The 20,666-nt window shown below is 40.2% G+C and carries 21 protein-coding genes and 1 riboswitch; of the genes, 14 read left to right on the top strand and 7 right to left on the bottom strand.

Going from position 1 to position 20,666, the window contains the following annotated elements:
• Window position 1 precedes the first annotated feature (1 nt).
• Entirely contained in the window at window positions 2-991 is a 990-nt protein-coding gene (locus tag ACKWCF_RS09765; RefSeq protein ID WP_409477396.1) for a protein-glutamine glutaminase family protein, read from the top strand.
• Here the strand turns inward: ACKWCF_RS09765 and ACKWCF_RS09760 are convergent.
• On the bottom strand, window positions 986-2,452 hold the full coding sequence (locus tag ACKWCF_RS09760; protein WP_409477395.1) for an acyl-CoA dehydrogenase family protein: 1,467 nt from the start codon (window positions 2,450-2,452) through the stop codon (window positions 986-988). The two genes, ACKWCF_RS09765 and ACKWCF_RS09760, sit on opposite strands and share 6 nt — an antisense overlap.
• A gap of 94 nt (window positions 2,453-2,546) precedes the next feature.
• On the opposite strand from ACKWCF_RS09760, the gene ACKWCF_RS09755 reads away from it, so the two are divergent.
• Together ACKWCF_RS09755 and ACKWCF_RS09750 are read left to right on the top strand one after the other, a co-directional pair.
• On the top strand, window positions 2,547-3,191 hold the full coding sequence (locus tag ACKWCF_RS09755) for a rhomboid family intramembrane serine protease (RefSeq protein ID WP_409477394.1): 645 nt from the start codon (window positions 2,547-2,549) through the stop codon (window positions 3,189-3,191).
• On the top strand, window positions 3,188-3,649 hold the full coding sequence (locus tag ACKWCF_RS09750) for a hypothetical protein (RefSeq protein WP_409477393.1): 462 nt from the start codon (window positions 3,188-3,190) through the stop codon (window positions 3,647-3,649). Before ACKWCF_RS09755 ends, ACKWCF_RS09750 begins: the two co-directional genes overlap by 4 nt.
• Before the next feature lie 9 nt (window positions 3,650-3,658).
• On the opposite strand, the gene ACKWCF_RS09745 is transcribed toward ACKWCF_RS09750, so the two are convergent.
• Together ACKWCF_RS09745 and ACKWCF_RS09740 are read right to left on the bottom strand one after the other, a co-directional pair.
• A complete protein-coding gene (locus ACKWCF_RS09745; protein WP_409477392.1) occupies window positions 3,659-4,189 on the bottom strand; it encodes a DUF4442 domain-containing protein in 531 nt (176 codons plus the stop codon).
• Between the two features lie 111 nt (window positions 4,190-4,300).
• A complete protein-coding gene (locus tag ACKWCF_RS09740; RefSeq protein WP_409477391.1) occupies window positions 4,301-4,645 on the bottom strand; it encodes a hypothetical protein in 345 nt (114 codons plus the stop codon).
• 262 nt (window positions 4,646-4,907) lie between these two features.
• Between ACKWCF_RS09740 and ACKWCF_RS09735 the strand changes: the two genes are divergently transcribed.
• The 5 genes from ACKWCF_RS09735 to ACKWCF_RS09715 all read left to right on the top strand — a co-directional run bounded on the left by ACKWCF_RS09735 (window position 4,908) and on the right by ACKWCF_RS09715 (window position 10,962).
• A complete protein-coding gene (locus tag ACKWCF_RS09735) occupies window positions 4,908-6,146 on the top strand; it encodes a hypothetical protein (RefSeq protein WP_409477390.1) in 1,239 nt (412 codons plus the stop codon).
• Between the two features lie 118 nt (window positions 6,147-6,264).
• On the top strand, window positions 6,265-7,389 hold the full coding sequence (locus tag ACKWCF_RS09730; RefSeq protein WP_409477389.1) for a GGDEF domain-containing protein: 1,125 nt from the start codon (window positions 6,265-6,267) through the stop codon (window positions 7,387-7,389).
• 273 nt (window positions 7,390-7,662) lie between these two features.
• Entirely contained in the window at window positions 7,663-8,646 is a 984-nt protein-coding gene (locus ACKWCF_RS09725) for a S8 family peptidase (RefSeq protein WP_409477388.1), read from the top strand.
• Window positions 8,647-8,682: 36 nt separating this feature from the next.
• On the top strand, window positions 8,683-9,795 hold the full coding sequence (locus ACKWCF_RS09720) for a tryptophan 2,3-dioxygenase family protein (RefSeq protein ID WP_409477387.1): 1,113 nt from the start codon (window positions 8,683-8,685) through the stop codon (window positions 9,793-9,795).
• A 6-nt stretch (window positions 9,796-9,801) separates the two neighbouring features.
• A complete protein-coding gene (locus ACKWCF_RS09715) occupies window positions 9,802-10,962 on the top strand; it encodes an aminotransferase class V-fold PLP-dependent enzyme (RefSeq protein WP_409477386.1) in 1,161 nt (386 codons plus the stop codon).
• On the opposite strand, the gene ACKWCF_RS09710 is transcribed toward ACKWCF_RS09715, so the two are convergent.
• Window positions 10,955-11,485, bottom strand: coding sequence for a hypothetical protein (locus ACKWCF_RS09710; RefSeq protein WP_409477385.1), 531 nt, complete (start codon window positions 11,483-11,485; stop codon window positions 10,955-10,957). The two genes, ACKWCF_RS09715 and ACKWCF_RS09710, sit on opposite strands and share 8 nt — an antisense overlap.
• Before the next feature lie 152 nt (window positions 11,486-11,637).
• On the opposite strand from ACKWCF_RS09710, the gene ACKWCF_RS09705 reads away from it, so the two are divergent.
• Window positions 11,638-12,357 carry a hypothetical protein gene (locus ACKWCF_RS09705; protein WP_409477384.1) on the top strand — a complete coding sequence of 240 codons (720 nt, stop codon included), beginning with the start codon at window positions 11,638-11,640 and terminating at the stop codon, window positions 12,355-12,357.
• 33 nt (window positions 12,358-12,390) lie between these two features.
• On the opposite strand, the gene ACKWCF_RS09700 is transcribed toward ACKWCF_RS09705, so the two are convergent.
• A complete protein-coding gene (locus ACKWCF_RS09700) occupies window positions 12,391-13,884 on the bottom strand; it encodes a hypothetical protein (RefSeq protein WP_409477383.1) in 1,494 nt (497 codons plus the stop codon).
• Between the two features lie 69 nt (window positions 13,885-13,953).
• Between ACKWCF_RS09700 and ACKWCF_RS09695 the strand changes: the two genes are divergently transcribed.
• Window positions 13,954-14,400: a DUF2147 domain-containing protein gene (locus tag ACKWCF_RS09695; protein ID WP_409477382.1), complete on the top strand. Its 447-nt coding sequence runs from the start codon at window positions 13,954-13,956 to the stop codon at window positions 14,398-14,400.
• 78 nt (window positions 14,401-14,478) lie between these two features.
• Window positions 14,479-14,574, top strand: a riboswitch (purine riboswitch).
• Window positions 14,567-15,217 (top strand): HNH endonuclease, encoded by a 651-nt coding sequence (locus ACKWCF_RS09690; protein WP_409477381.1) that lies wholly within the window; start codon window positions 14,567-14,569, stop codon window positions 15,215-15,217. Its footprint overlaps the riboswitch before it by 8 nt.
• A gap of 183 nt (window positions 15,218-15,400) precedes the next feature.
• Here ACKWCF_RS09690 and ACKWCF_RS09685 read toward each other — a convergent pair whose 3' ends face one another.
• A complete protein-coding gene (locus ACKWCF_RS09685; RefSeq protein WP_409477380.1) occupies window positions 15,401-16,411 on the bottom strand; it encodes an NAD(P)H-dependent flavin oxidoreductase in 1,011 nt (336 codons plus the stop codon).
• 46 nt (window positions 16,412-16,457) lie between these two features.
• Here ACKWCF_RS09685 and ACKWCF_RS09680 point away from each other — a divergent pair, with 46 nt between their 5' ends.
• From ACKWCF_RS09680 to ACKWCF_RS09670, 3 genes are all read left to right on the top strand, one after another.
• Complete coding sequence (locus tag ACKWCF_RS09680) at window positions 16,458-16,940, top strand: DUF4442 domain-containing protein (protein WP_409477379.1); 483 nt, start codon at window positions 16,458-16,460, stop codon at window positions 16,938-16,940.
• A gap of 70 nt (window positions 16,941-17,010) precedes the next feature.
• A complete protein-coding gene (locus ACKWCF_RS09675) occupies window positions 17,011-18,240 on the top strand; it encodes a S1 RNA-binding domain-containing protein (protein ID WP_409477378.1) in 1,230 nt (409 codons plus the stop codon).
• Entirely contained in the window at window positions 18,224-19,153 is a 930-nt protein-coding gene (locus tag ACKWCF_RS09670) for a hypothetical protein (protein WP_409477377.1), read from the top strand. Before ACKWCF_RS09675 ends, ACKWCF_RS09670 begins: the two co-directional genes overlap by 17 nt.
• An 84-nt stretch (window positions 19,154-19,237) precedes the next feature.
• On the opposite strand, the gene ACKWCF_RS09665 is transcribed toward ACKWCF_RS09670, so the two are convergent.
• Window positions 19,238-20,569: a trypsin-like peptidase domain-containing protein gene (locus tag ACKWCF_RS09665; protein ID WP_409477376.1), complete on the bottom strand. Its 1,332-nt coding sequence runs from the start codon at window positions 20,567-20,569 to the stop codon at window positions 19,238-19,240.
• Window positions 20,570-20,666: the final 97 nt, after the last annotated feature.

Below are 20,666 nucleotides of genomic sequence, written 5' to 3'. Positions count from 1 at the left end.
TTTGTGGGCTTATGCGGACCACAAGCTACAGGTATCTGTAAGTTCAGGAGAAGCCCTTCTGTGCGCGCAAGAAACAAAATCAGAATTCTGGGATTGTGATGGCAAACACTTGCTATTTATCGGTGATACGATAGTAGGGCAGGTGCCCACGCTTCATCATTTAGAAAGTTTAAAGGTAAAAGTACCAACGCGTATTTTTGACCTTAATGCGAAAAAAGAGCTTTACTCAAACCCACAAAATTTTCAATATCAACAAACTGGAGCATTGGCCACGACAGCGTATTATCGTAAACATAATTTGATGATGTCATTTGAACCACGTTTGCGTTCATGTGCGTTGGCAGACTGCCAGATGTTAAAACAAACATTGCTGCCAGTTCTCTATCAACGAGGTCAAATTGATTCGATAAGTGCAGCTGTATTAGATGCTCAATTGCTCGATCAAGCAAGTCAGTTATCGCCCGCTGTAAAAACATTTAAAACGTTAGCTCAAATGGTATCCGCTTTTGAAGTGATAAAAGCGGATTCTTCGCTACGTTATAATTACTTAAAAGACGGTTGTTTTGCACGCTCTGAAATTGTCGCTGCTCAATTAGCTAAGCAAGGTTTTGAAGTTTATAAAATCTGGATTCATGGTTTTTCATTATGGGGTTATCGTTTAGATAAACCGAATGATTTTTTTGGTTGGCGTTATCACGTGGCTCCTGTAGTGAAGGTTGATGGTAAACTGTGGGTTTTTGATCCGGGATTATTTCAAGGCCCCGTGGCGGCTCATCAGTGGGTGGGTGAAGTGTTTGGTCCTAACCAAAAAGCGATAGTTACTGATAAGTTTTCAGAAGAAGAGTTAGCCGCCAAAGCTCAAGTAGCGGTGTCGTTGTCAGCTTGGCAAATGTATCCGCAATATACGTCTAATACACAGCCAATCACTGAGAAAGAAACTTCAGCGAACATCGAAGATGCCCGCATGATTCTAGAAGAGTTAGGCTTATAAAACCTCAGCCACCATTTCAGCCACTAAGAAAACTAAATCACGAGCGTTAGCTGTGTCTTTCCATTTGGGATCCATAAGCTGGCCAACTTTGGTTGAACCTTTTTTCTTTAAAAATTCACCAAGCGCGGCTACGCCATCTTCTTTTTCGCAAACGCGGATAAAATCCATGGCTAAAACGTTGGTTGTGCCTTCCCAGATAGAAAAAACCTGGGCATCACGAAGTAAACGCGGAAGACCTGTATCTTCGATGTAGCCCGCGCCACCAAATGACTCTAAAACTTCGCTTGAAATTAAAATCGATTTTTTTGCGGTATAAAGTTTTAGAATCGGAGTAAGTGCTCGAAGTAATTTTTTATCCAGTTCGCTGGCTGCGCCACATTCTTCTTTACCTAAAAGACCAACTACAAAGAATGTTAAATCAAAACATTTTTTAAATTCATCTTCTAAGCGTTGTAAAGTCACACGGTGAAGTGGGTGATTGATAATCACGTCGCCAAACGCCACACGTTTTTTAGCATAATCCCAGGCTAAATCTAAAGCACGGCGTGAATGCCCTAAAGCGCAGATGGAATTATAAACACGTGTGATATTCAAAACGCTTGCGATTTTTTTAACTCCATCACCTTCGCCAGCAATTAACCGGGCCGGAGTTTCGTGTAATGTCAGCTCTGCCGTCGGAAGAGCTTTGGTGCCTAATTTATCTTTAAGTCTGTGAACTTCAATATTGTTTAAATGATTATTCTGATCACGAAGTTCAACGTAAAATAACGATAAACCTTTATTGCCATGAGGCGCACCCTCTGGACGGGCTAAGGTTAACGTCATTTGTGATGTTGTTGCTGAGGTAAACCATTTCGTTCCCGATAAAGCATAATTTTTATCGTCAATTTTTTTAGCTGTCGTACTTGTGTGGCTGACATCTGATCCACCAGTACGCTCCGTCATCCATTGGCCCGAAGTCCAAAAAGTTTTTGGGTCACGAGAAATTAAATTCCTAAAAGCTTTTTCTTTTAAATCGCTATCACCGTAAATCTCTAAAGCGCGAGCTGCGCCATCAGTCATGGCTAACGGACAAGAATAAAAAGCACTCGAAGGCGAGTAAAGGTATAACAAAGCCATTTGGTAAAAACGAGAGAATTCTTTTTGTTTACGTTCAAACGCAGTAGCAACAATGCCTTCAGTGGCTGCGGCTTTTTCTAAATTTTTCCAGCCTTCAGAAGTTTCGATAACATCAATGCGTTTACCCCAAGGAGAAAAGGGCATATGTTTCGGAGGGTGAGCTTCGGCGTCAGTGGCCCAATTAAGCCATGTACCGCTGGCAAGATTTCCGACGTGAGTTAAATGTTCAAAGATCGATTTATGAAAATCTTTAGGAACATTTTTTTCAAGAAAAGGTTTTAAGTAAGTGTCAGAGGTAAATGTATTCGAAAGCTCAGGGCCGTTTTGATAAAAATCTCTCATAGTATTAGGGGGCCTGCTAAAACGATTTTAGTCAAGTCCTGATGGTTTTAACGCATAAACTTGCCAAGAGGCAAAACGGCCTCAATGTTAGAACATGGAAGATCAACCGCGGCTTATAAAAAACTGGTTCACCAAAAAGATCAAAGCGAGCAGTTTTTTAGTAACCGCAGCTCTTGTAGTTCTACTTTTCGGATTAAGTTTGTACGACTGGCTCTCGCCCAAAGATTTAAGTGTCAGTTACGACCTTGCGTTTTCGCAACACCGTTACTGGAAATTATGGACTGCTCTTTTTGCTCACGCTGATATGGGGCATCTATTAGGAAATGCTTTGCTTTTTGTTCCGTTTGCTTTGCTGTTAACGGGCTACTTTAATCTGACACTGTTTCCGCTAGTGGGTTTGTTCATGGGTGGAATTATTAACGCCTTAGCGCTGACAACCATGTTTCCACAAACTCAACTTATGGGTATTTCTGGAGTAGTTAACTGGATGGGAGCTGTGTGGTTAACCCTGTTTTTTCTGGTTGATCGCAGAACTTCTTGGCGCAGGCGTTTTGCTGTCGCTTTATTTTCAAGTTTGGTGTTATTTGCACCGCAAGAATTTAAGCCCGATGTCAGTTATGTGAGTCATATTATCGGTTTTGCTTTAGGCATCGGCACTGGAATTATTTATTATGCACTTCATCGAAAAGAATTTTTAGCTGCGGAAGTTTACGAAACCATACTAGAATTTGACGCATGAAACTTTTATTACCGTTTTTATTACAATGTTTTTCGCATTCACCAACAACTCACGAATACTTAGGTTCTTGCAAATACTGGGACGAACAAGAGCAAAAGCCTTATGTCGTTAGCGTTAACCAAAATTTAAATGTTAGCGGTGATGAACGTTTAATGAATTTTGAGTTTTTCACTGAATCTTGCGAACCAGCCACAATTCAAGATGAAACACAAATCACTTACATCAGATCTTATATCTGGCCGTGGTCAGATGTTAATTTGCAGTGGCTTAAATACCGTAACGGTAAAAAAGGCACCGGCATGATGAAATGGGATCGTGAATCTGGGGTCGGGTATTTAAGAAGATTTAAAAAATACTACGACCCACAGGCCGATAAATGGGTTGAAAAGTATTTCTATGTTGATCTTTACGATTGTAACATCGACCTAACAAACGTTGATTTTGCTAAAGGGAAATAGCTATTTCCCTTATTTGCTAGCCGCAGCTAATTTTCGTTTTTCTAATTTTTCTTTATAGAATTTTTTATCAGCAATATAAATGGTGCGCTCTAGTTCAGCGTACACATTTTTGTCTTTATCAAGCCACTGCAGGTGAGCGATATAAGTTGTTTCACCTGAAGTTTTAACTTCGTTTTTTACTTGTTCTAAAAGCTCGGGTGAAATTTTAAAAATCATATACAGAGGAATCTTAGCCGGGCGTTTAAATTTAATGTTGGCTGATTTATCCCAAACGACAAAGTTTTTGCCTAACATGTGCATGAACATGATCACATAAAACGGGTCGGTGGCTGAAAACATACTTCCGCCAAAGATGGTTTTTACGTAATTGCGTGTCCAGATGTTTAAAGTTAAACGCAAATGAACTTCGCTCCAGTCGGCCGACCAGAACTTAATTTTCGCACCCGTTGCAAAAAACATCGGATACCAGTTCATGGCGATACGAAAGCCTTTAGATTTTAAAGATTCTTTTTTGTCAGTTTTTAGTAGATCTAGCGCCATAGATATATTGTAAGTGGGGCGCAGAAAGAATGTCGAGAATTATCGAGAAGATCAAGATTAGTAACTCTAGAGTAGAGCTACTAATCTATGTAAACAAAATTAGTTTGGATATTAGTTTGTAAACGGAGTTTCGAAGCTGATGATTTTGCAGTTGTGATTGATGCTCGCAGTTACACGGTAAGGCGAAGAAGACAATTCACCAACTACTAAAACCACGTCATAAACTTCGTAGCCACCTTCTTCAGCGTGAGCAAGGTCAACTAATTCAACTTTATAATCTGTTGGAGTTTGTTGTGTATTAAATTGAAATAATAAAGCAGCCGCTTGAATAGATTTTTCAGCGCAAACAACTTGAGGTTGTTGTTGTGGTTGAGCTGGTTGTTGTGGTTGTTCTTCAGCAGCAAAAGCAAATGAAGTTACGAATAAAGCGCTAACGATAAGTAAAAGTTGTTTCATGGATATTCCCCTTAATAGCCAAGGGTTCTACCCCGAGATCTTTAAAAGTTCCAGTGGCAAGTTTCCCTGTATAAAAAATCACTAAACATTTAACAGGGTGTCTGGGCATTAGACGAAGGCGGCGATTTTGCGTCTTTTGAGTAAAAAACACAGCTATAAACCAATAGGTTAGTTTATAGCTGTTAAAAAGCGGTCCAAGCCCTGCATTTTCGTTTACTCGAGTAAAGGAACGTCAAAGTTGATGAGTTTTAAAAAGTCGGTCTTGGCATTTATTCTGGTTTATATTCAAGCGGTATCGCTGTTAGCGGCGCCACAGGGTTCTTTTACCCGCACGATGGCTTCAGCGGCCCAAGACCTCGATTCTAAGTCTCGTGAAGTTCCAAGTCTTGTGATGAACATTGACGGAGCTCAAGGAAATTCACAATTTTCTTACACAGAAATTCCGTTAGATCATCCAGCACAGCTAAGTGAAGTTTTACAACGTGAAGAAACGCGAAATGCGGATGTTCTTTTATCAACTGATACACCTGAAGTTTACCAAGCCGTCGCTGAAACGATTCAGAAAACTGAAAAAAGTTCTGAGCGCATGTTTCGCTTTATGCCGATCGGGAAGCTGGCTTCAGCCAAAGAAAAATTAGCGGCCGGTTGGGCGAATTATAAAAAAAATGTCACTGAAACTGTGAAGTACGACAAACTCGGTTTGTCGATTGTGGTGATCACCACATCTTACGACTCTTTTATTTGGATTCATTCAGCAGGATTAGATGTTTATCAAAAATCAGCGATGGTCATGATGAATGTGGTTTTTGCCGCAGCCTTTGCGCTTGATCGCGATATGTGGACAAAAATGACAGTGCCATTACGTCATCGCATTATGAAAACCTTAGATAAATTATCAAACAAAATCACTGGCGGTGCTGAATCAGAAGCGATTTACGCCCGTAAAGTTATTGCGTCACAGTTTCTAGCTAACTTAACTTTTAGCTTGGGCTTTCAAGTGTTACGTGGATCAATCATGTCGTTTCATGATTTAGCCACAAACGTTATGTCATCACCATTTTGGGCTACCTCATTAAAAGTTGCTGCCATCACAACACTTGCAAGTTTTGCGTGGAGTGAATTAATGGCCGCAGCCAACGCTGAAAAATACCCTGTGGCAAAGAATGCATTAAAACGTTTATCTGATGTTAGAAATATCGTGATGAGCCAATTAGCCAGTATGGGGATGGTGCTTCAGCCAGGAACTTATGGTTATTCGCCTATCATCGCGATCGTGACAAGTGGAGCTATCGGATTGCTGGCGTTAATTAAATCGAACAAAGTCATTCATTGGCTTGAAACAAGCCGCGTATCTAATATTCTATTTAGAAATCAACGTAAGCTAGAAAACTTCGTCAACGATGCGGCAGAGAATCTTCGCGATGGAGCTGAGAGTTTACGTGGTGACGACCGTGCCGGCAGTGGTGGCCGTGTAGGAATGTGTTCAGCATTGTTTAACTAGTTGCTAGTTAGCCACACAAATCTATAGTCCTGTTTCATAATGGGACACGAAATTCCAGAAAAAAACATAAAAATCGAAACCCAAAAAGCCGAAAAGACAATTGTATTGGAGGCGCACTTTGAAACAATGGGTTGTTAAATTATTGCAGCAATTGGATATCTCATTTGCCGATTCAGATTCAATCAACGTTGATTCAGCACCAACCAGATCAATGCCCGTGATCAGCGAAGAAAAAGCCACGCTGTTATACATCATGGATGTGTACAATAAACATTTATTCGATATGGAAAAGCACTCGGTTCGTAAAGTGCGTGAAAAATTAGATGCGATGGCAAAAGGCCTTGTTGATCCAGATTCTAAGAACGTTGAAAAATGTTTATCTGAAATTCGCCTGTTCTTTTCAAGTTACCGTGTGGATGAGTCAACTTACATCCAAAATACATTTGATGATTTTAAACGTATCGTTTGGGATTTAGCGGATCAGTTATCAGAAGACATTCGTGAAGATTCAGCTAAAGATGAGCAGTTATCATCGCACTTACAAGATTTAAAAGAAGCGGTTGAAGCCAACTCGCTTGAAACTCTTCGTAAAAAATCACGTCAGTTTATTAATCTGTATGTTGAACACCAACATGCTAAAAACGAAACGCGTAAAAAACGTTTAACCTCAGTTAAGAAAAATCTAGATACAGTGAAAAAACAGCTTTTAGAGGCGAACTCATCACTTAACCTAGATCACTTAACAGGTGCTCATAACCGTAAGAGCTTCGATGAAACGGTTAAAAAATACGTGCACTTAAATAACATGAACCCGATGCAGGTAAGTCTTATTATCATGGATATCGACTTCTTTAAAAAGATCAACGATACCTATGGCCACGATATCGGTGACTTTGTATTAAAAGAATGTGTTCGTATTTTAAAGTCAGTCTTTCATAAAGACGCCGAAATGGTGGCTCGTATCGGTGGTGAAGAATTTGTCGTGATTCTTCCAAACCACGCGATTGAGCACGCTCTAGTGCGCGCAGAAGAAGTGCAAAAACGTATTCGTTCAGAAGTGTTCGTTCACGGTGAATCGACAGTGCGTTTTACAGTGTCTATGGGTATCGCCCAGCTATTAGATATTGAAAATGCCTCTGACTGGGTAAAACGTGCAGATACGGCTTTATATAAGTCTAAAAATTCAGGCCGTAACCAATACACCGTGGCTTCGACCTCGCAAAAACCAGCCCGCGTAGCTTAAATCACGTTATCTACAAATGTAACAAAATCAAAAAGCCAGCGTTTTCGCTGGCTTTTTTATTTCATCTAAAAGCTGTTGTGCTTTCGCTTCGGTGTTAGCTTTCTAACAGTACGATTTCTAACACTGTATAGAGATTTATATACAGGTTACACCTTAGACAGTTTTCTCCTCTCATATACGCTATAGCCGCGATGGTATCGCGATTGCTTTATTCTTAAATTAAGACTGACTGTCTAAAGTCAAACAAACTAAACAAATTATTCGGAGGGGAAAATGAACGCAAAATTCATTACGGGCGGAGCTTTGTCTAAAACGGTTTTTACAAGAACATTGTTGGTAGCCACAAGTTTTTTAGCGGTCTGTTTCCTGTCAGCAAGTAGTGCAAAAGCCGTGACTGATAATGTGGTCGTAGCGGTTATCGATACGGGTGTAGATATCAATCATAAAGATTTAAAAAATTCGATTTGGGTAAATGTGGGTGAAACAGGAAAAGATGTTTTAGGTCGCGATAAAACCACAAATGGAATTGATGATGATTTTAATGGGTACGTAGATGATGTCAACGGATGGAACTTTGTCGATAACAATAATAAGGTTGTCGACAATGAAGGCCATGGAACACATGTGGCCGGCATTATCCAAAAAGAGTACGCCCAGAAAAAACACGGTGAAGCCGCTTTAAGATTGATGGTGCTTAAGTACTACAATCCCAAAGGCAGCGACAAGGTCAATGTGATGAATACAATTAATGCGCTTCAATATGCTTCAAGGATGAAAGCGCAGATCATTAACTATTCTGCCGGAGGGGCCATGCCTGAATATCATGAGCTTCAGGCGATCCAAGATGCACGTAAGCAGGGGATCGTTATGGTTGTGGCAGCAGGTAATGAGCAAGAGGACACGGATGTCATTCGTTATTATCCCGCAAGCTACAAGCTTGATAATATGATTTCGGTCGCAGCGATTCAAAAAGATGGAGGGCTCACAACGTTTAGTAATTACGGAAAAAACACTGTGGACTTAGCCGCACCAGGAAAGTCGATTTTTTCAACATTGCCTAAAAATCGTTACGGTATTTTAAGTGGAACTTCACAAGCCACAGCCTTTGTCACCGGGCATTTAGCAGCAGTGATGGGAGAAAGAAAACCAGCCAGCTATAAATTAGCCATCGACGGTCTTTTTAAACAGGCCGTTTATAACCCAGCGCTTAAAGGACGCACTAAGTTTCAGGTGGCCTTATTAAATGAAATACCCTAAGATTTTTAAGTCTTAAAGACTACAAAGGATTTTCAAATGCATAAGAACCAGGGCCCGGTGTACTATAACGATTATTTAATGCTTGATAAGTTTCTTTCTTGCCAAGAGCCGTTAAGTAAAAAATTTGCGACTAAAGAAGATCCCGAAGCACATGATGAAACATTATTTATCGTTGTTCACCAAGCCTATGAGTTATGGTTCAAACAGATTCTTCATGATTTAGATGCTGTTCTTACAACTTTTAAAAAGCCAACTGTTGAAGACAGCGATTTTAGCTACATTATCCAACGTTTAGATCGTATCCGCAAAATTCAAGGTGTCTTCAATTCACACTTTGAAATTCTAGAAACAATGACGCCAATGGATTTTCTAGAGTTTCGTAATTTACTGATCCCGGCGTCTGGTTTTCAAAGTACGCAGTTTCGTGAAATTGAAATTAAGCTAGGTCTTAATACTGTAGACCGCCAGGGTGTGGATCGTGAGTTCTTCCTGGGGCGTCTCAATGAAAAAGACCGTGCTCGTTTATCAGCTTTAGAGAATACGCCGTCGCTATTACGTCTTTTAGAAAAATGGTTAGAAAGAACACCATTTACGAATAAAGAAAACTTTAACTTTTGGACAGAGTACCAGAATTCAATCCAAAAGATTTTATCTGATGATGAAGCCACTATCCAAGCTAATGTGGCTCACTTGTCAGATAAAGATAAAGCCATGCAATTAGAAAATCTGCGTATTACTAAAGAAACGTTTGCGAATCTATTTAATGAAGAAGCGCATAATAAAATCGTCGCTGAAGGTGCACGTAAGTTGTCGCAGAAAGCGATTTTAAATGCGCTCTTCATTATGCTTTACCGTGACGAGCCGATGTTAACGATGCCTCATCAAATGATGACGATCATGATGGATATTGATGAAAATTTCACGACATGGCGTTACCGTCATGCGCTTTTAGCTCAGCGCATGTTAGGTACAAAAATCGGAACGGGTGGATCGTCAGGTCATACTTACTTAAAGAAGGCTGCTGATAATAATCGTGTGTTTGTCGATTTATTTAATTTATCGACTTACTTAATTCCGCGTTCACGTTTACCGAAAATTCCAGCAGAAATTAAAAAGCAGCTTAACTTTAATAGTACGCCTACGGCATAGTAACGAATGTATAAAAAGTTCTATCAACACTTTCTCAATGCGAATCCTGGCGTACAACATTATGCCAGTCATTCGCATCACTATTGGCCTGATGTCACCCGCGAGGCGATGCTAGAATACTGGAACGATTCAGCGAAATTTGTCGATGATAAGTGGAATTATATTTTTGGAAACAAAATTCCACGCACGCAGAAGTTGATCGCTGATATTTTAAATCTGTCGCACCCAGAGCAAATTGTTTTTGCGCCGAACACGCATGAATTTGTAGGACGTATCTTAAGTTGTTTTAAACCGGGCAAGAAAATCAGAATTCTAACGACAGATTCAGAGTTTTATAGTTTCGATCGCCAGATTAATCGTCTTATCGAAGAGCAAGTTGTTGAAGTTGTGAAAGTTCCAACGCAGCCTTTTGAAATTTTTGAAAATCGTTTTAAAGAACATCTTAAAGCGCAAGACTGGGATTTAGTATTTTTTAGCCAGGTGTTTTTTAATTCAGGTTTTGCGATTAAAGATTTAGTGGGCATTGTAAGCCAAGTCACAAATCCAGAAACGATTATGGTGGTTGATGGCTATCACGCCTTTATGGCTGTGCCGACAGACTTACAAGCTATTGAAAATCGTATTTTTTATATCGCAGGTTCTTACAAATACGCTCAAGGCGGCGAAGGCGCGTGCTTTATGGTTGTACCCAAGGGTACGACCCTTAAACCGTCTAATACGGGCTGGTTTGCGGGCTTTTCTGATTTAGCAGGTCAAGGTAGCCAAGTGGTGTATTCAGATGATGGCTATCGCTTTGCCGGAAGCACCATGGATTTTTCTGCGCTCTATAGACTTGATGCTTCACTTTCGTTATTTGCTGAACACAATCTCTCGGTCGAAAAAATCCATCAGCATGTGCAGGCTCTGCAAAAAGTATTTTTAAGTGATATTGGTCAATGGATGCATCCGAAATACAGTAAATGGCTGAATGAAAAAAACTTGCTTGCGCATGATTTAAATCATCACGGGCATTTTTTAACTTTCGAGATTAATTCTGCTGAAATGACTAAGTCACTACATGATGATTTTTATAAAGCGGGAATCCGTACCGACTACCGTGGAAGCCGTTGGCGCTTTGGCTTTGGGCTTTACCAAGATAATCATATCGACTTAAACGGCCTTAGTTAGGGTCAGACCAAAGAGAGCGGTCTTTCATAAGCTTACGATCGTTCACGTTAGCTGGGATGGCTTTGGCTGAATAAGCCATTGTCTGGTAAGCACCATCACGTACCTTAATGGCTTTAATATCGACATCCACTAAAGCGTTATATTTTTTTTCAACCGCGATAAAAGCTAAACGCATCGTTACGTCTTCTTCATCAACACCTTCTACAGAGACCGGTTTTTCTATGCGTTTAATGAAGCGAGTTTCTTTACCTTGAGTTTTATCAAAAACTAAAATCTCTTGAGCTTGAGCTAAAGTCGCCTCGTAATTTGCTAAGGGTGCTGAAACATGTTGGTCAAAACAAACCGTGCAGTAAGTGTTATGGCTTAACTCTTTCGGGCGATTTGTTAAGAATTGGAAAGCTGTTTCTGGTAGGAATTGCACGCAAGATTTGCACAATGAATCAACGCAAACGCCGCATTGGTAAGGTGTTTTTTTACTTTGGCAGATAGCACAGCAACCAGAATTTGTTTGAGAGTTTTCCATAGGGGATTAACTACCACGAAACGGGAGCAATCTTTAAGGGAAATTCGATTTTTTGTGTTTACTTATAAACTCTCAAGGCCGATCATAAGTATATGAGTACTCGACAGGGCCATACCGATATAAATTCTACACGTTCTCTTAAAAAGGGCCCTATGGCCTTGCTTGAAAACACGATTCGTAAGTTTTCAACAGTGGCCTTTATCCTGTTTTTATTACCCTTAGTTTTCTTATATGTGATGATTTTGGGCTTCTCGATAACACCGGCGATTTACCTATTTCAAAAAGCAAATATCTGGGTTGAGGGGTATTCGTTATTTGCCAAATCTTTGTGTTATGGCATGTGCGCGGGCGCTGGATTTATTTCGTTTATTTTGTGTTTAATTTTTATCGTTCCGATTTTTAATGCACCATTAATTCCGTTTGTGCGCCCGTACCGCGGGGCTTGGTATTCGTTAGAATCAATTCCTTGGTATTACCATAATGCTTTAACATATTTAGTGCGGTACACGATCTTAGAGTTTTTAACGCCTTCGCCATTAAATATTTTATTTTTCAAAATGATGGGTATGAAGATCGGAAAAAACGTGGTGATTAACACATCAAATATTTCTGACCCATGTCTTATCCAGCTTGATGACTATGTCACGATCGGCGGATCAGCTTTTATGATGGCTCACTACGGAATGAAGGGTTATTTAATTATCGACAAGTTACATTTAAAACGCGGGGCTATGATTGGCTTAGGCGCAAAACTTTTAGGTGGAGTCACGATCGAAGAAAAAGCCACGGTTCTTCCGAACTCGGCGGTGTTGCCAAAAACCATTGTTGCCGCCGGCGAAAAATACGGTGTGCAATCGCAAGTTCACGATTAATCGTGAACGCTAGATAGTCACGATTAAGACTCGCTATTCTTTTTGATTAGATATGATGTAATTGTGAAGTAACCATAGACGGATCTGTTTTAATAAATGATCGGTCATTCCAAAGAAAACAAATTGATGTAAAAAGCCTGCAGGGTCGTCTTTACCACCGGTGCTCGGTTGTTTTTCTGTGTAGTGGCAAAAAGCTGGTAATTCGACATTTTGAGTTTCGTCTTCACTTAAGAAAACAAATTCACGAAATTCTCTAAAGTTTAATTCACGGCTGTACACAAGATTCACATACAACTCAGAAATTTCTGAAATTTTAACCTTGTTCGCCACTTTTAAAACTTCGCGCGAAGTGATGTTTGATAAATGGCTGTGTTCTTTTTCGCTTAAGGCGTTTAAGTGAATTTTTAATTTCTTAAAAAAGTAAGCGCGATCTAGCGGGCGGGGAAAGATATCGCGGTATTCGGTAGCATGTTGTTTTAAATCATCTTCTTTAGGGGTAACTGGTGCATACCAAAAGTGCACGCAGTCTTTAGCGAATAAATCTCCGAAATTTTCAAACTTAATATCTGTGGTGTTAATACAGAAGTGATAGTTGTAGCTGCCTTTAGCGGCTTTGGGGTCAAGTTTAACGATTTCAGCAGTTACGTTGTTGTAGCGGTTTTGAATTTCAACGGCGAAGCCTTTGTTTTCTTCGTTATCTAAACCAATGATCGCAAGCTTTAACGGAATCGTTGATTTAGGCGGATTTAAATTCCATAAAGCACTTGAGGCATGATCGGCTTTGTGGGCTGCGATGTATTTGCGAAGTGTATTTAAAAAGGGTTGTTCTGCCGCAAAGAATTGAAACTTATTAATAAAGTTTCCAGGTTTTTGTGGGTGGGGAATGCTCACTAAACACTGAGCCCAAACACTTTGTTTTTTACCTTGTAAGAACATTGGAGAAAAATATTTCGAAACAGTTCCGGCTTCAATCTGCGCATCACTTAAAGTCACAAAACCAAGTTCTGAGATCGTTTGTAATTCAACTTCTTTTAAAAGTGCGATGAAAGCTGTGGCACTTTGTGATTTCATTTCAAGAGGTTGCGCTTTTTTCTTAATTTTTAAAGCTAAGTTTAAACTTTCTTTTAAAATCAGCGCGTCGAAGGGTTTAAAAACAAAATTGTAAATATCAAGTGGGCGAATGTATTTCGCCACTGTGAAATTATTTTCGTAACTTGTAAGTACGATCGTAAAATCTTTGGTATTTTGTAATTTAAGTTCAGCAATTTTTTCTGGCCACTGAGTGGGAATGTATGCCGCATAGTCCAAGACCATTAAATCAAATGTCCAAAATGAGGCGGTTGTTTCAGGAGTTAGTGTTTTAAGATGAGCTTCAAGAGTTGTGATGTCGGGGAAGGTTTCAGCCAGAGCTTGGCCGTCGACCGCTCTTAGCGATTCTAATATTTGTTCTACAGCCTTTTCTTCACGGTCAACGATCAGGTAACGGCCCATAGTTAAATTATATAATGTTTTGAAGTAGTTGACCACCAACGCTTCTCTGTAGACAATTCTAAGGTCTAGGAAAATAACAACATTTATACGAGAGAGGACCGTCTCATGATGAAACATAATGTTAGTACGTTTATTGCAACTACGCTTTTGGTTTGTTTTTCGGCTTTTGCTGACTCTACGCCAGTTGGATTTTGGAAAACGATTGATGATGCGACAAATGAGCCGCGCGCGATCGTTGAAATCAAAGAAGTTGACGGAAAACTTTTTGGAAATATCGTTAAGACTTTTCCAAAAGAAGGTGACAAAACAGAATGTACGGAATGTTCGGGCGACAAAAAGAATAAGCCGATTGTTGGTTTAGAAATTATTTGGGACCTTAAAAAAGATGGTGACGAGTGGAGTGGTGGACACATCCTTGATCCGAAGAATGGTAAAACTTACAAAGCTAAGTTAGCTCTTCAGGATAACGGTGAAAAACTAAAAGTCAGAGGCTTTATAGGATTCAGCTTATTAGGCCGCACGCAAACATGGCTTAAATCTTCAGCACCTTAAGGGCTGTTGAAAAAATTAAGACGTCTCGTGTTACAACTGAATTTTAACAGTTGCCAGAGCTAGGTGAAATGGGTTTTTATCTAGCCACAACAACGACCACGTATAAGTCAGGAATTGGCCTGGCGTTTCTACAAAGCACCGTAATGCTTAACTATGGAGGAAATAAATGAACTGTTCTAACGGACTAAACACTAAGGTGATCTTAAACCTTATCGCCGCAATCTCTTTAACTCTAACAGCTTCATTATCGTCTGCACAACGTGACGACTTCACAGAAAAAAGAAAAAAACCAGTTACTCAAGAGCCAAGTAAACAAGAACCGGCTGCACAAAAACCTTCAAAACCAAACTTTCAAGAACCAGATCACGCTCCAACAGTTGGTTTAAATCCAAACGCTAAATATCCAATTCAACCAGATCCAGAAATGACTCCAGGTAAATTATGTGCGCACGGTACAAAACGTTACGCTCAACAAATCACTTACTGTGAACGTAATGTTTCTGGTGGTGAGAAAAATGCAATCATCGCAGATTATGACTCTGAATTAGGTTTTAAAATCCGCACTATGAACCGTGGTGATTTCAAAATCGATCACTTCATCCCATTAAGCATCGGTGGATCAAATGATGTTGAAAATCTTTGGCCACAACACAAAACTGTGTACGCTTACTCTGACCGTTTAGAATTACTTTTATTCCAAGCTATGGAAGCTGACACAATTAAACAAATGGATGCTATCCGTATTATCAAAGATTGTAAGTTAGATTTATCGAAATGTTCTGATTTAGAGAATGAAGTAGAAGCTCTTTTAAAATAATTTAAAATTTAAGTTTTTCTCTCGAGGGGCAAAAAGCCGTTAACATAGTTAGCGGCTTTTTTATTTTTATCGGCCGCTGCGCTAGAAGTCGCCTTCCTGGGACAGCCTTGTCTCGACGGCATCGTGCCGTCAGAGGATAGATGAAAGGCAGAGCCTTCGATGCCCATGGATGGCAGTTCTTCGTTATTGAACTTTAGGAAGATTCTTTAATGTTTCTTCGTATTCGTTCACTAAGTTTTTAATGATTTGGTCGCACGATAAGATTTCTTCAACTAAACCTACAGACTGACCAGCGCTCCAAACTGTTTTCCAGCTTGGGCCAGTGGCCGCCTCTTCTAGTTTTTTAGAGCCTAAATAGTGGATTAGCGGAACAACATACTTTTTCAAAGTTTTTTGATCTTTGGCAAATTTTAAATACCACGGAAGATCCAAACCCATTCTTTCAACGTATGGCGTTTTAATAACCGCAGCAGGGGTTCCTGAAATACGGGTTGTCATAACAATATCTTCTGGCGAAGAGTTCACGATAGCATCTTTATAAGCTTGCTCAACACGTGCTTCAGTGCTGGCAATAAAGCGAGTACCGATACTCACGCCGGCAGCTCCTACAGCTAACATCGAAGCCATAGTTGCGCCATTGGCGATACCACCGGCTGCGATCACTGGAATATCTAGTTCATGTTTTAACCAGTTCACTAAAACGATTGGTGATAGGGGGCCCGCGTGTCCACCGGCTCCAGCACCTACGGCGATCACGCCATCAGCTCCAAGGTCTTGAACTTTTTTAGCGTGTTCAAGATTAATCACATCACAAACGACTTTTGCTCCGTTTTTATGGGCTTCAGTGATCACTTCTTTGGGTGAGCCCAGTGAAGTGATAAATAAATTCACTCCGGCATCAAGTGCGTGTTTTAAATCTTCTTTGGCGCGTGTGTTTGATTTGTTCACGATGATATTTAAACCGATCGGCTTTTTCGTGCGCTTTTTCATTTCTTTTAAAGCTTCAACGTATTTTTCAATCGGGCGGTAATTTAACGCTGGAAAAGTTCCAATCGCTCCGGCTTCAGAAGCGGCTACGACCATGTCGACATTTGAAACTAAAAACATCGGAGCTTGAATGATCGGGTAACGGATGCCTAACATTTCTGTCAGTGGAGTTTCTATTCTAGTGAGTGCGCTTGCTTGTGTTGTCATATTAAAAGTTTGTCTTATTTCTTTAAATGAAGCTAGAATAATCCATATGGGTAAATTTAAAGAAAATCTGTTTTTGACATTATACGCTTGGACAAAAATTCCCTTGATTGGCTTTGTTGGCCCTAAGGTGATCGAAGCCAACGATCAAAGAACAGTGCTTAAAGTTCCGTTAAACTTTAGAACTAAAAACCACTTAGGCGCGATGTACTTCGGAGCCTTGGCGGTGGGTTCAGAGCTTTGTATCGCGATGCTTGCAGTTAAAAAAATCCAGGAATCGGGCGAGCGTATTGATTTCTTGTTTAAAGATTATAAGGCCAATTTTTTAAAACGCGCTGAGGGGGATGTGCACTTTATCTGTGAACAAGCCTCTGTTGTGGTCGAGCAAATTCAGGCGGCTAAAACCTCTGAAGAACGCATTAACCGCACTATGACGGCCTATGCGATTGTTCCGTCGATCAGCGAGACTGAAAGAGTGGCAGAATTTGAGTTGACGCTGTCAGTTAAGCGTCGAGTTAAGAAAAAATCTTAGCCCTAAATACCTACATCAGCTAGAGTAAATCCTCTCTCTATTCTGTATAGAAAAAGGTTAAGGATTTACTATGTCTAAAAAAGATGTTTTCGGTGATGATGTTTCTAGTAATAACAAATCGCAAGACTTTGCTTCAATGTTTGAAGATAGCCTTGGCGGTGTTGGTAAAAAAATGTCTGTTGGTTTCGCTTACACAGCTGAAATCTTATCAATCAGTAAAGAAGAAGCTTTCGTATCAACGCCATCTCACCAAGATGCGATGATTTTACGTAATGATTTATTAGACGAAAATAAAGAATTAAAATACAAAGTCGGCGATAAGTTAGACGTTGTGGTTGTTGCCAACCGTGGCGGAGAAATCCGTGTATCACGTGCGGGTATGAAAAAATCAAATCCAGATATGGATTCTTTAGAAGACGCTCACGACATGGAATTACCTGTTGAAGGCCGTGTACTAGAAGTTTGTAACGGTGGTTTCCGTGTTTCTATCCATAATAAAACAGCGTTCTGCCCGTTAAGCCAAATGGATTACAAAGTAACTGACCAACAGGCTTACATTAACAAAAAATTCGATTTCTTAATTACTCAGTTCGATCCACGTGGTCGTAACTTAGTTGTTTCTCGTCGTAAATTATTAGATCTACAAAAAGCTGAAAACGAAGGTAGCTTCTTAGCTAACACTAAAGCAGGCGATATCTTAAACGGTACAGTTAAACGTTTTGAAAAATTCGGCGCGTTCATCGAACTTGGTGGCGGTGTTGAAGGTCTTTGTCATATTTCTGAAATCGGTTGGTCACGTATTCAAGATCCATCTGAAGTTTTATCTTTAAACCAAACTGTGCAAGTTAAAGTTTTAAAAGTTGAAGACGTAGATGGTCGTGTGAAAATTTCTTTATCAGTGAAACAAGCTGGTGGCGAAGGTGATCCATGGAATATGGTTCCAGAGAAATTCAAAGTAGGATCTGTTCACACAGGTATCGTTGAGAAAAAAGAGCAGTACGGTTTATTCGTACAAATTGCTCCAGGTATCACAGGCTTACTTCCACGTGCTAAATGGCGTGATTCGACAGAAGCAGCAGCTTTTGAAAATAAGAAAAAAGGCGACACTTTCCCAGTGCAAATCGATGAAGTGTTATTTGAATTAAAACGTATTTCTTTGGGTATTCCAGGTTTAGCTGAAGATCATTCTTGGCGTGACCATTCATCGGCGACATCTCAAAAAGGTGCTCCGGGTGGATTTACAACAAACAAATTTGGTAACTTAGCTTCGTTAATGCAAAAAAATGGAAACAAAAAGTAAATCAAAATTAATCGTTAAGATTTTATTTATTTTCGCGGCGGTCGTGATTTTCTCGATCGCCGGGTTTATCGCTTACATTTTTTATCACTTACCCGCAGCCAATCAGCTATCAGCGGGTATTTTACAACAAAGCACTAAAGCGCATGTTGCGGCTTCAAATCCGGCATCTCCTCAGGCTGCAGGGGCGATGGAACCGCCACCTCCGGTAGTGAATGATCCGAACAATCCTCCGCCAGTTGCGCAGCAAAAGACCGAAACTAAAATTCAAACTTTTAATTCGCGTGCGGGCCTTGATGATCTTATTAATCCAAATAAGCCGTTAAGTAATTTTTGTAGTTCATTAAAAAATGCCAAAGCCGGAAAAATGAATAGTTCGGAAACCAACCGTGCGTTTCAGTTATCACTTGATGAGGCGACTGCCGATCCACGTGCGCAGTCTCTAAAGCCGTTATTTCGCTACATCTTACGTATGCCAGAACTGCAAGAGCTGATTGCCGTTGCTGAAAAAGCTTCTGGTCAGGCTGAAGAAGGTTTTGCAGATAAAGCTGAATTCTATGGAAAAGCTGTTTCTGCTTTTATGGCGATGCGTGCGCACAAACAAGATTTTGAAGCTATCGCTGATCGCAGTTATTTATTTTATAAATTAAACTCAGCAGTGGCACAAAAACCTGAATTGTTAGCTGATGAACGTTTAAAAAAATTCTGTGAAGACACTGAAGATGCGTTTAACACGAATGCGCCGGTTCAGTTTGACCAAGAAAAGAATAACTTTGAACGTTTACTTTCAGAAGTCGGAGTAGATGCAGCTAGCATCGGTTATGATCCCAACTATAAAACTGAATTTGGTATTGTGCTGGGTAAAAGTAATCTGAATTTAACAGGTGGCTGGTTGCAAGAAGTTTTTGCTAAATAGTTTTCTAAAATTAAATTTAAAAAATAGAAAAAAGGCTCGTGTAACGAGCCTTTTTATTTTGGTACATTGAACTATGTCTTATGGCTATTGAAACTTAATCGACCAAGATTTTATCGACCCTGCATCGTATTTCGCTAAATCTTGTACAACAAGTTTGTAAGATCCAGCTGAAGCTACACTTCCAATGGCCGCTGTCGCATCATAAGTTTTAACGATGTTATCTGCAGAACCTCCAGCGCGTGAACTTAAGACAACTGATTTACCATCGGCAGCTACAACTTTTACAACCAGATCACCAATATAAGTATGAGCAATATTAACACTGATTAATACCTTTCTGCCTTGTGGGGCTGAAGTAACTTTTAAAGAACTTGAAACGCCGACTGAATTATTATCCGGAACAGCAACGGCTTGTGATGAAGAGAATGTTTCGCTCGCTACAACCGGAGGTGTGCCTGAAGTCGGTGGCGTTACCGGTGGTTGTGAGGGCGTGGAATCTTGCGGGATATACTGACGTAACTGTGAGATACGCGTTACATCTTCACCACGGCAAGAGTCGTCACTACAAACTTTTGAAACGTTACAGCCACCTTGGTAAACGAAATCTTGCTCGCCGCGCACTAAGATACCTTCGATCTCTAAGGTTTGTGCGTTAAATACCGCAGAACCAGAGTTTCCGCCGTACGTATCAAGGTTTGTTACATAATACTTATCGTTGGCCGTTGATCTGACTTTACCGCCAGTTGTGATTTTTGTGGGTAAGCCTACCGGATGGCCGATCACTAATAACGGATCGCCGACAGATGCTTCACCACTACGGCGCACTTTTAAGACTGCGTGATTTGTAACAGCGCGATCAAGTTTAATTACCGCGTAATCAGAGCCTGAGTTTTCTAAAACACGGCTAACGATTTCACGGCAACGATACACTTCAGAAGAATTCACCTGCGTCGGTAAGACGCCAGCTGATTTAACGGCAAAACCAAAGACAAAGCTTGTGTTTACACAGTCAGATTGACTGGTAATACAGTGTCCGGCGGTAATTATAGTATCTGGGCCAACTAACGAGCCCGAGCAGAAAGCAGAAGTATTTTGTTCACGAAATTTTTCACTAGAACATAATTGATAACTGGATGCGAAGCTTTCACCAGCGATCAGGGTTGTGGCCCCTTGCTGTGTTAATTCAGAATTTTTAATTAAAGCGACTGTTGAATCAGCTAATAATTTTAACGCCTCAGAAGCCTGATAGACATCTTGGCGCCCATCTTGGCCGTAGATCACATTTTCGGTGAGCTCAGTTTTAGTATTATCCTGAGCTTGCGTCGTTAAGTTTTCTTTCGCACAACCAGCTGCTAAGAGTGATGTGCAGAGCAGAGTAGCCAGTGTTGTATTTCCTAAAAAATTCCTTTTTTTCATGATTTCAACCCCTCCATTGGGTCTAGACAAATCCTTAGACTAGGAGCAGGGCAAAAAAGGTTAAACAAACTGAAAAAAATTACATGACTTTGGAACA

Origin of the sequence: Pseudobdellovibrio sp. HCB154 (assembly GCF_046267985.1) — a bacterium.
GTDB lineage: Bacteria > Bdellovibrionota > Bdellovibrionia > Bdellovibrionales > Bdellovibrionaceae > Pseudobdellovibrio.
Note: the sequence above shows the minus strand (reverse complement) of the source record. Positions and strands in the feature narration are given on the sequence as shown.

What these genes read in the sequence shown, in the direction of transcription:
- ACKWCF_RS09685 (WP_409477380.1), bottom strand. Translation starts at nt 16,411, where the DNA reads ATGACAACACAAGCAAGCGCACTCACTAGAATAGAAACTCCACTGACA.
- ACKWCF_RS09760 (WP_409477395.1), bottom strand. Translation starts at nt 2,452, where the DNA reads ATGAGAGATTTTTATCAAAACGGCCCTGAGCTTTCGAATACATTTACC.
- ACKWCF_RS09725 (WP_409477388.1), top strand. Translation starts at nt 7,663, where the DNA reads ATGAACGCAAAATTCATTACGGGCGGAGCTTTGTCTAAAACGGTTTTT.
- ACKWCF_RS09740 (WP_409477391.1), bottom strand. Translation starts at nt 4,645, where the DNA reads ATGAAACAACTTTTACTTATCGTTAGCGCTTTATTCGTAACTTCATTT.
- ACKWCF_RS09715 (WP_409477386.1), top strand. Translation starts at nt 9,802, where the DNA reads ATGTATAAAAAGTTCTATCAACACTTTCTCAATGCGAATCCTGGCGTA.
- ACKWCF_RS09755 (WP_409477394.1), top strand. Translation starts at nt 2,547, where the DNA reads ATGGAAGATCAACCGCGGCTTATAAAAAACTGGTTCACCAAAAAGATC.
- ACKWCF_RS09750 (WP_409477393.1), top strand. Translation starts at nt 3,188, where the DNA reads ATGAAACTTTTATTACCGTTTTTATTACAATGTTTTTCGCATTCACCA.
- ACKWCF_RS09690 (WP_409477381.1), top strand. Translation starts at nt 14,567, where the DNA reads ATGAACTGTTCTAACGGACTAAACACTAAGGTGATCTTAAACCTTATC.
- ACKWCF_RS09675 (WP_409477378.1), top strand. Translation starts at nt 17,011, where the DNA reads ATGTCTAAAAAAGATGTTTTCGGTGATGATGTTTCTAGTAATAACAAA.
- ACKWCF_RS09705 (WP_409477384.1), top strand. Translation starts at nt 11,638, where the DNA reads ATGGCCTTGCTTGAAAACACGATTCGTAAGTTTTCAACAGTGGCCTTT.
- ACKWCF_RS09665 (WP_409477376.1), bottom strand. Translation starts at nt 20,569, where the DNA reads ATGAAAAAAAGGAATTTTTTAGGAAATACAACACTGGCTACTCTGCTC.
- ACKWCF_RS09670 (WP_409477377.1), top strand. Translation starts at nt 18,224, where the DNA reads ATGGAAACAAAAAGTAAATCAAAATTAATCGTTAAGATTTTATTTATT.
- ACKWCF_RS09720 (WP_409477387.1), top strand. Translation starts at nt 8,683, where the DNA reads ATGCATAAGAACCAGGGCCCGGTGTACTATAACGATTATTTAATGCTT.
- ACKWCF_RS09680 (WP_409477379.1), top strand. Translation starts at nt 16,458, where the DNA reads ATGGGTAAATTTAAAGAAAATCTGTTTTTGACATTATACGCTTGGACA.
- ACKWCF_RS09710 (WP_409477385.1), bottom strand. Translation starts at nt 11,485, where the DNA reads ATGGAAAACTCTCAAACAAATTCTGGTTGCTGTGCTATCTGCCAAAGT.
- ACKWCF_RS09745 (WP_409477392.1), bottom strand. Translation starts at nt 4,189, where the DNA reads ATGGCGCTAGATCTACTAAAAACTGACAAAAAAGAATCTTTAAAATCT.
- ACKWCF_RS09695 (WP_409477382.1), top strand. Translation starts at nt 13,954, where the DNA reads ATGATGAAACATAATGTTAGTACGTTTATTGCAACTACGCTTTTGGTT.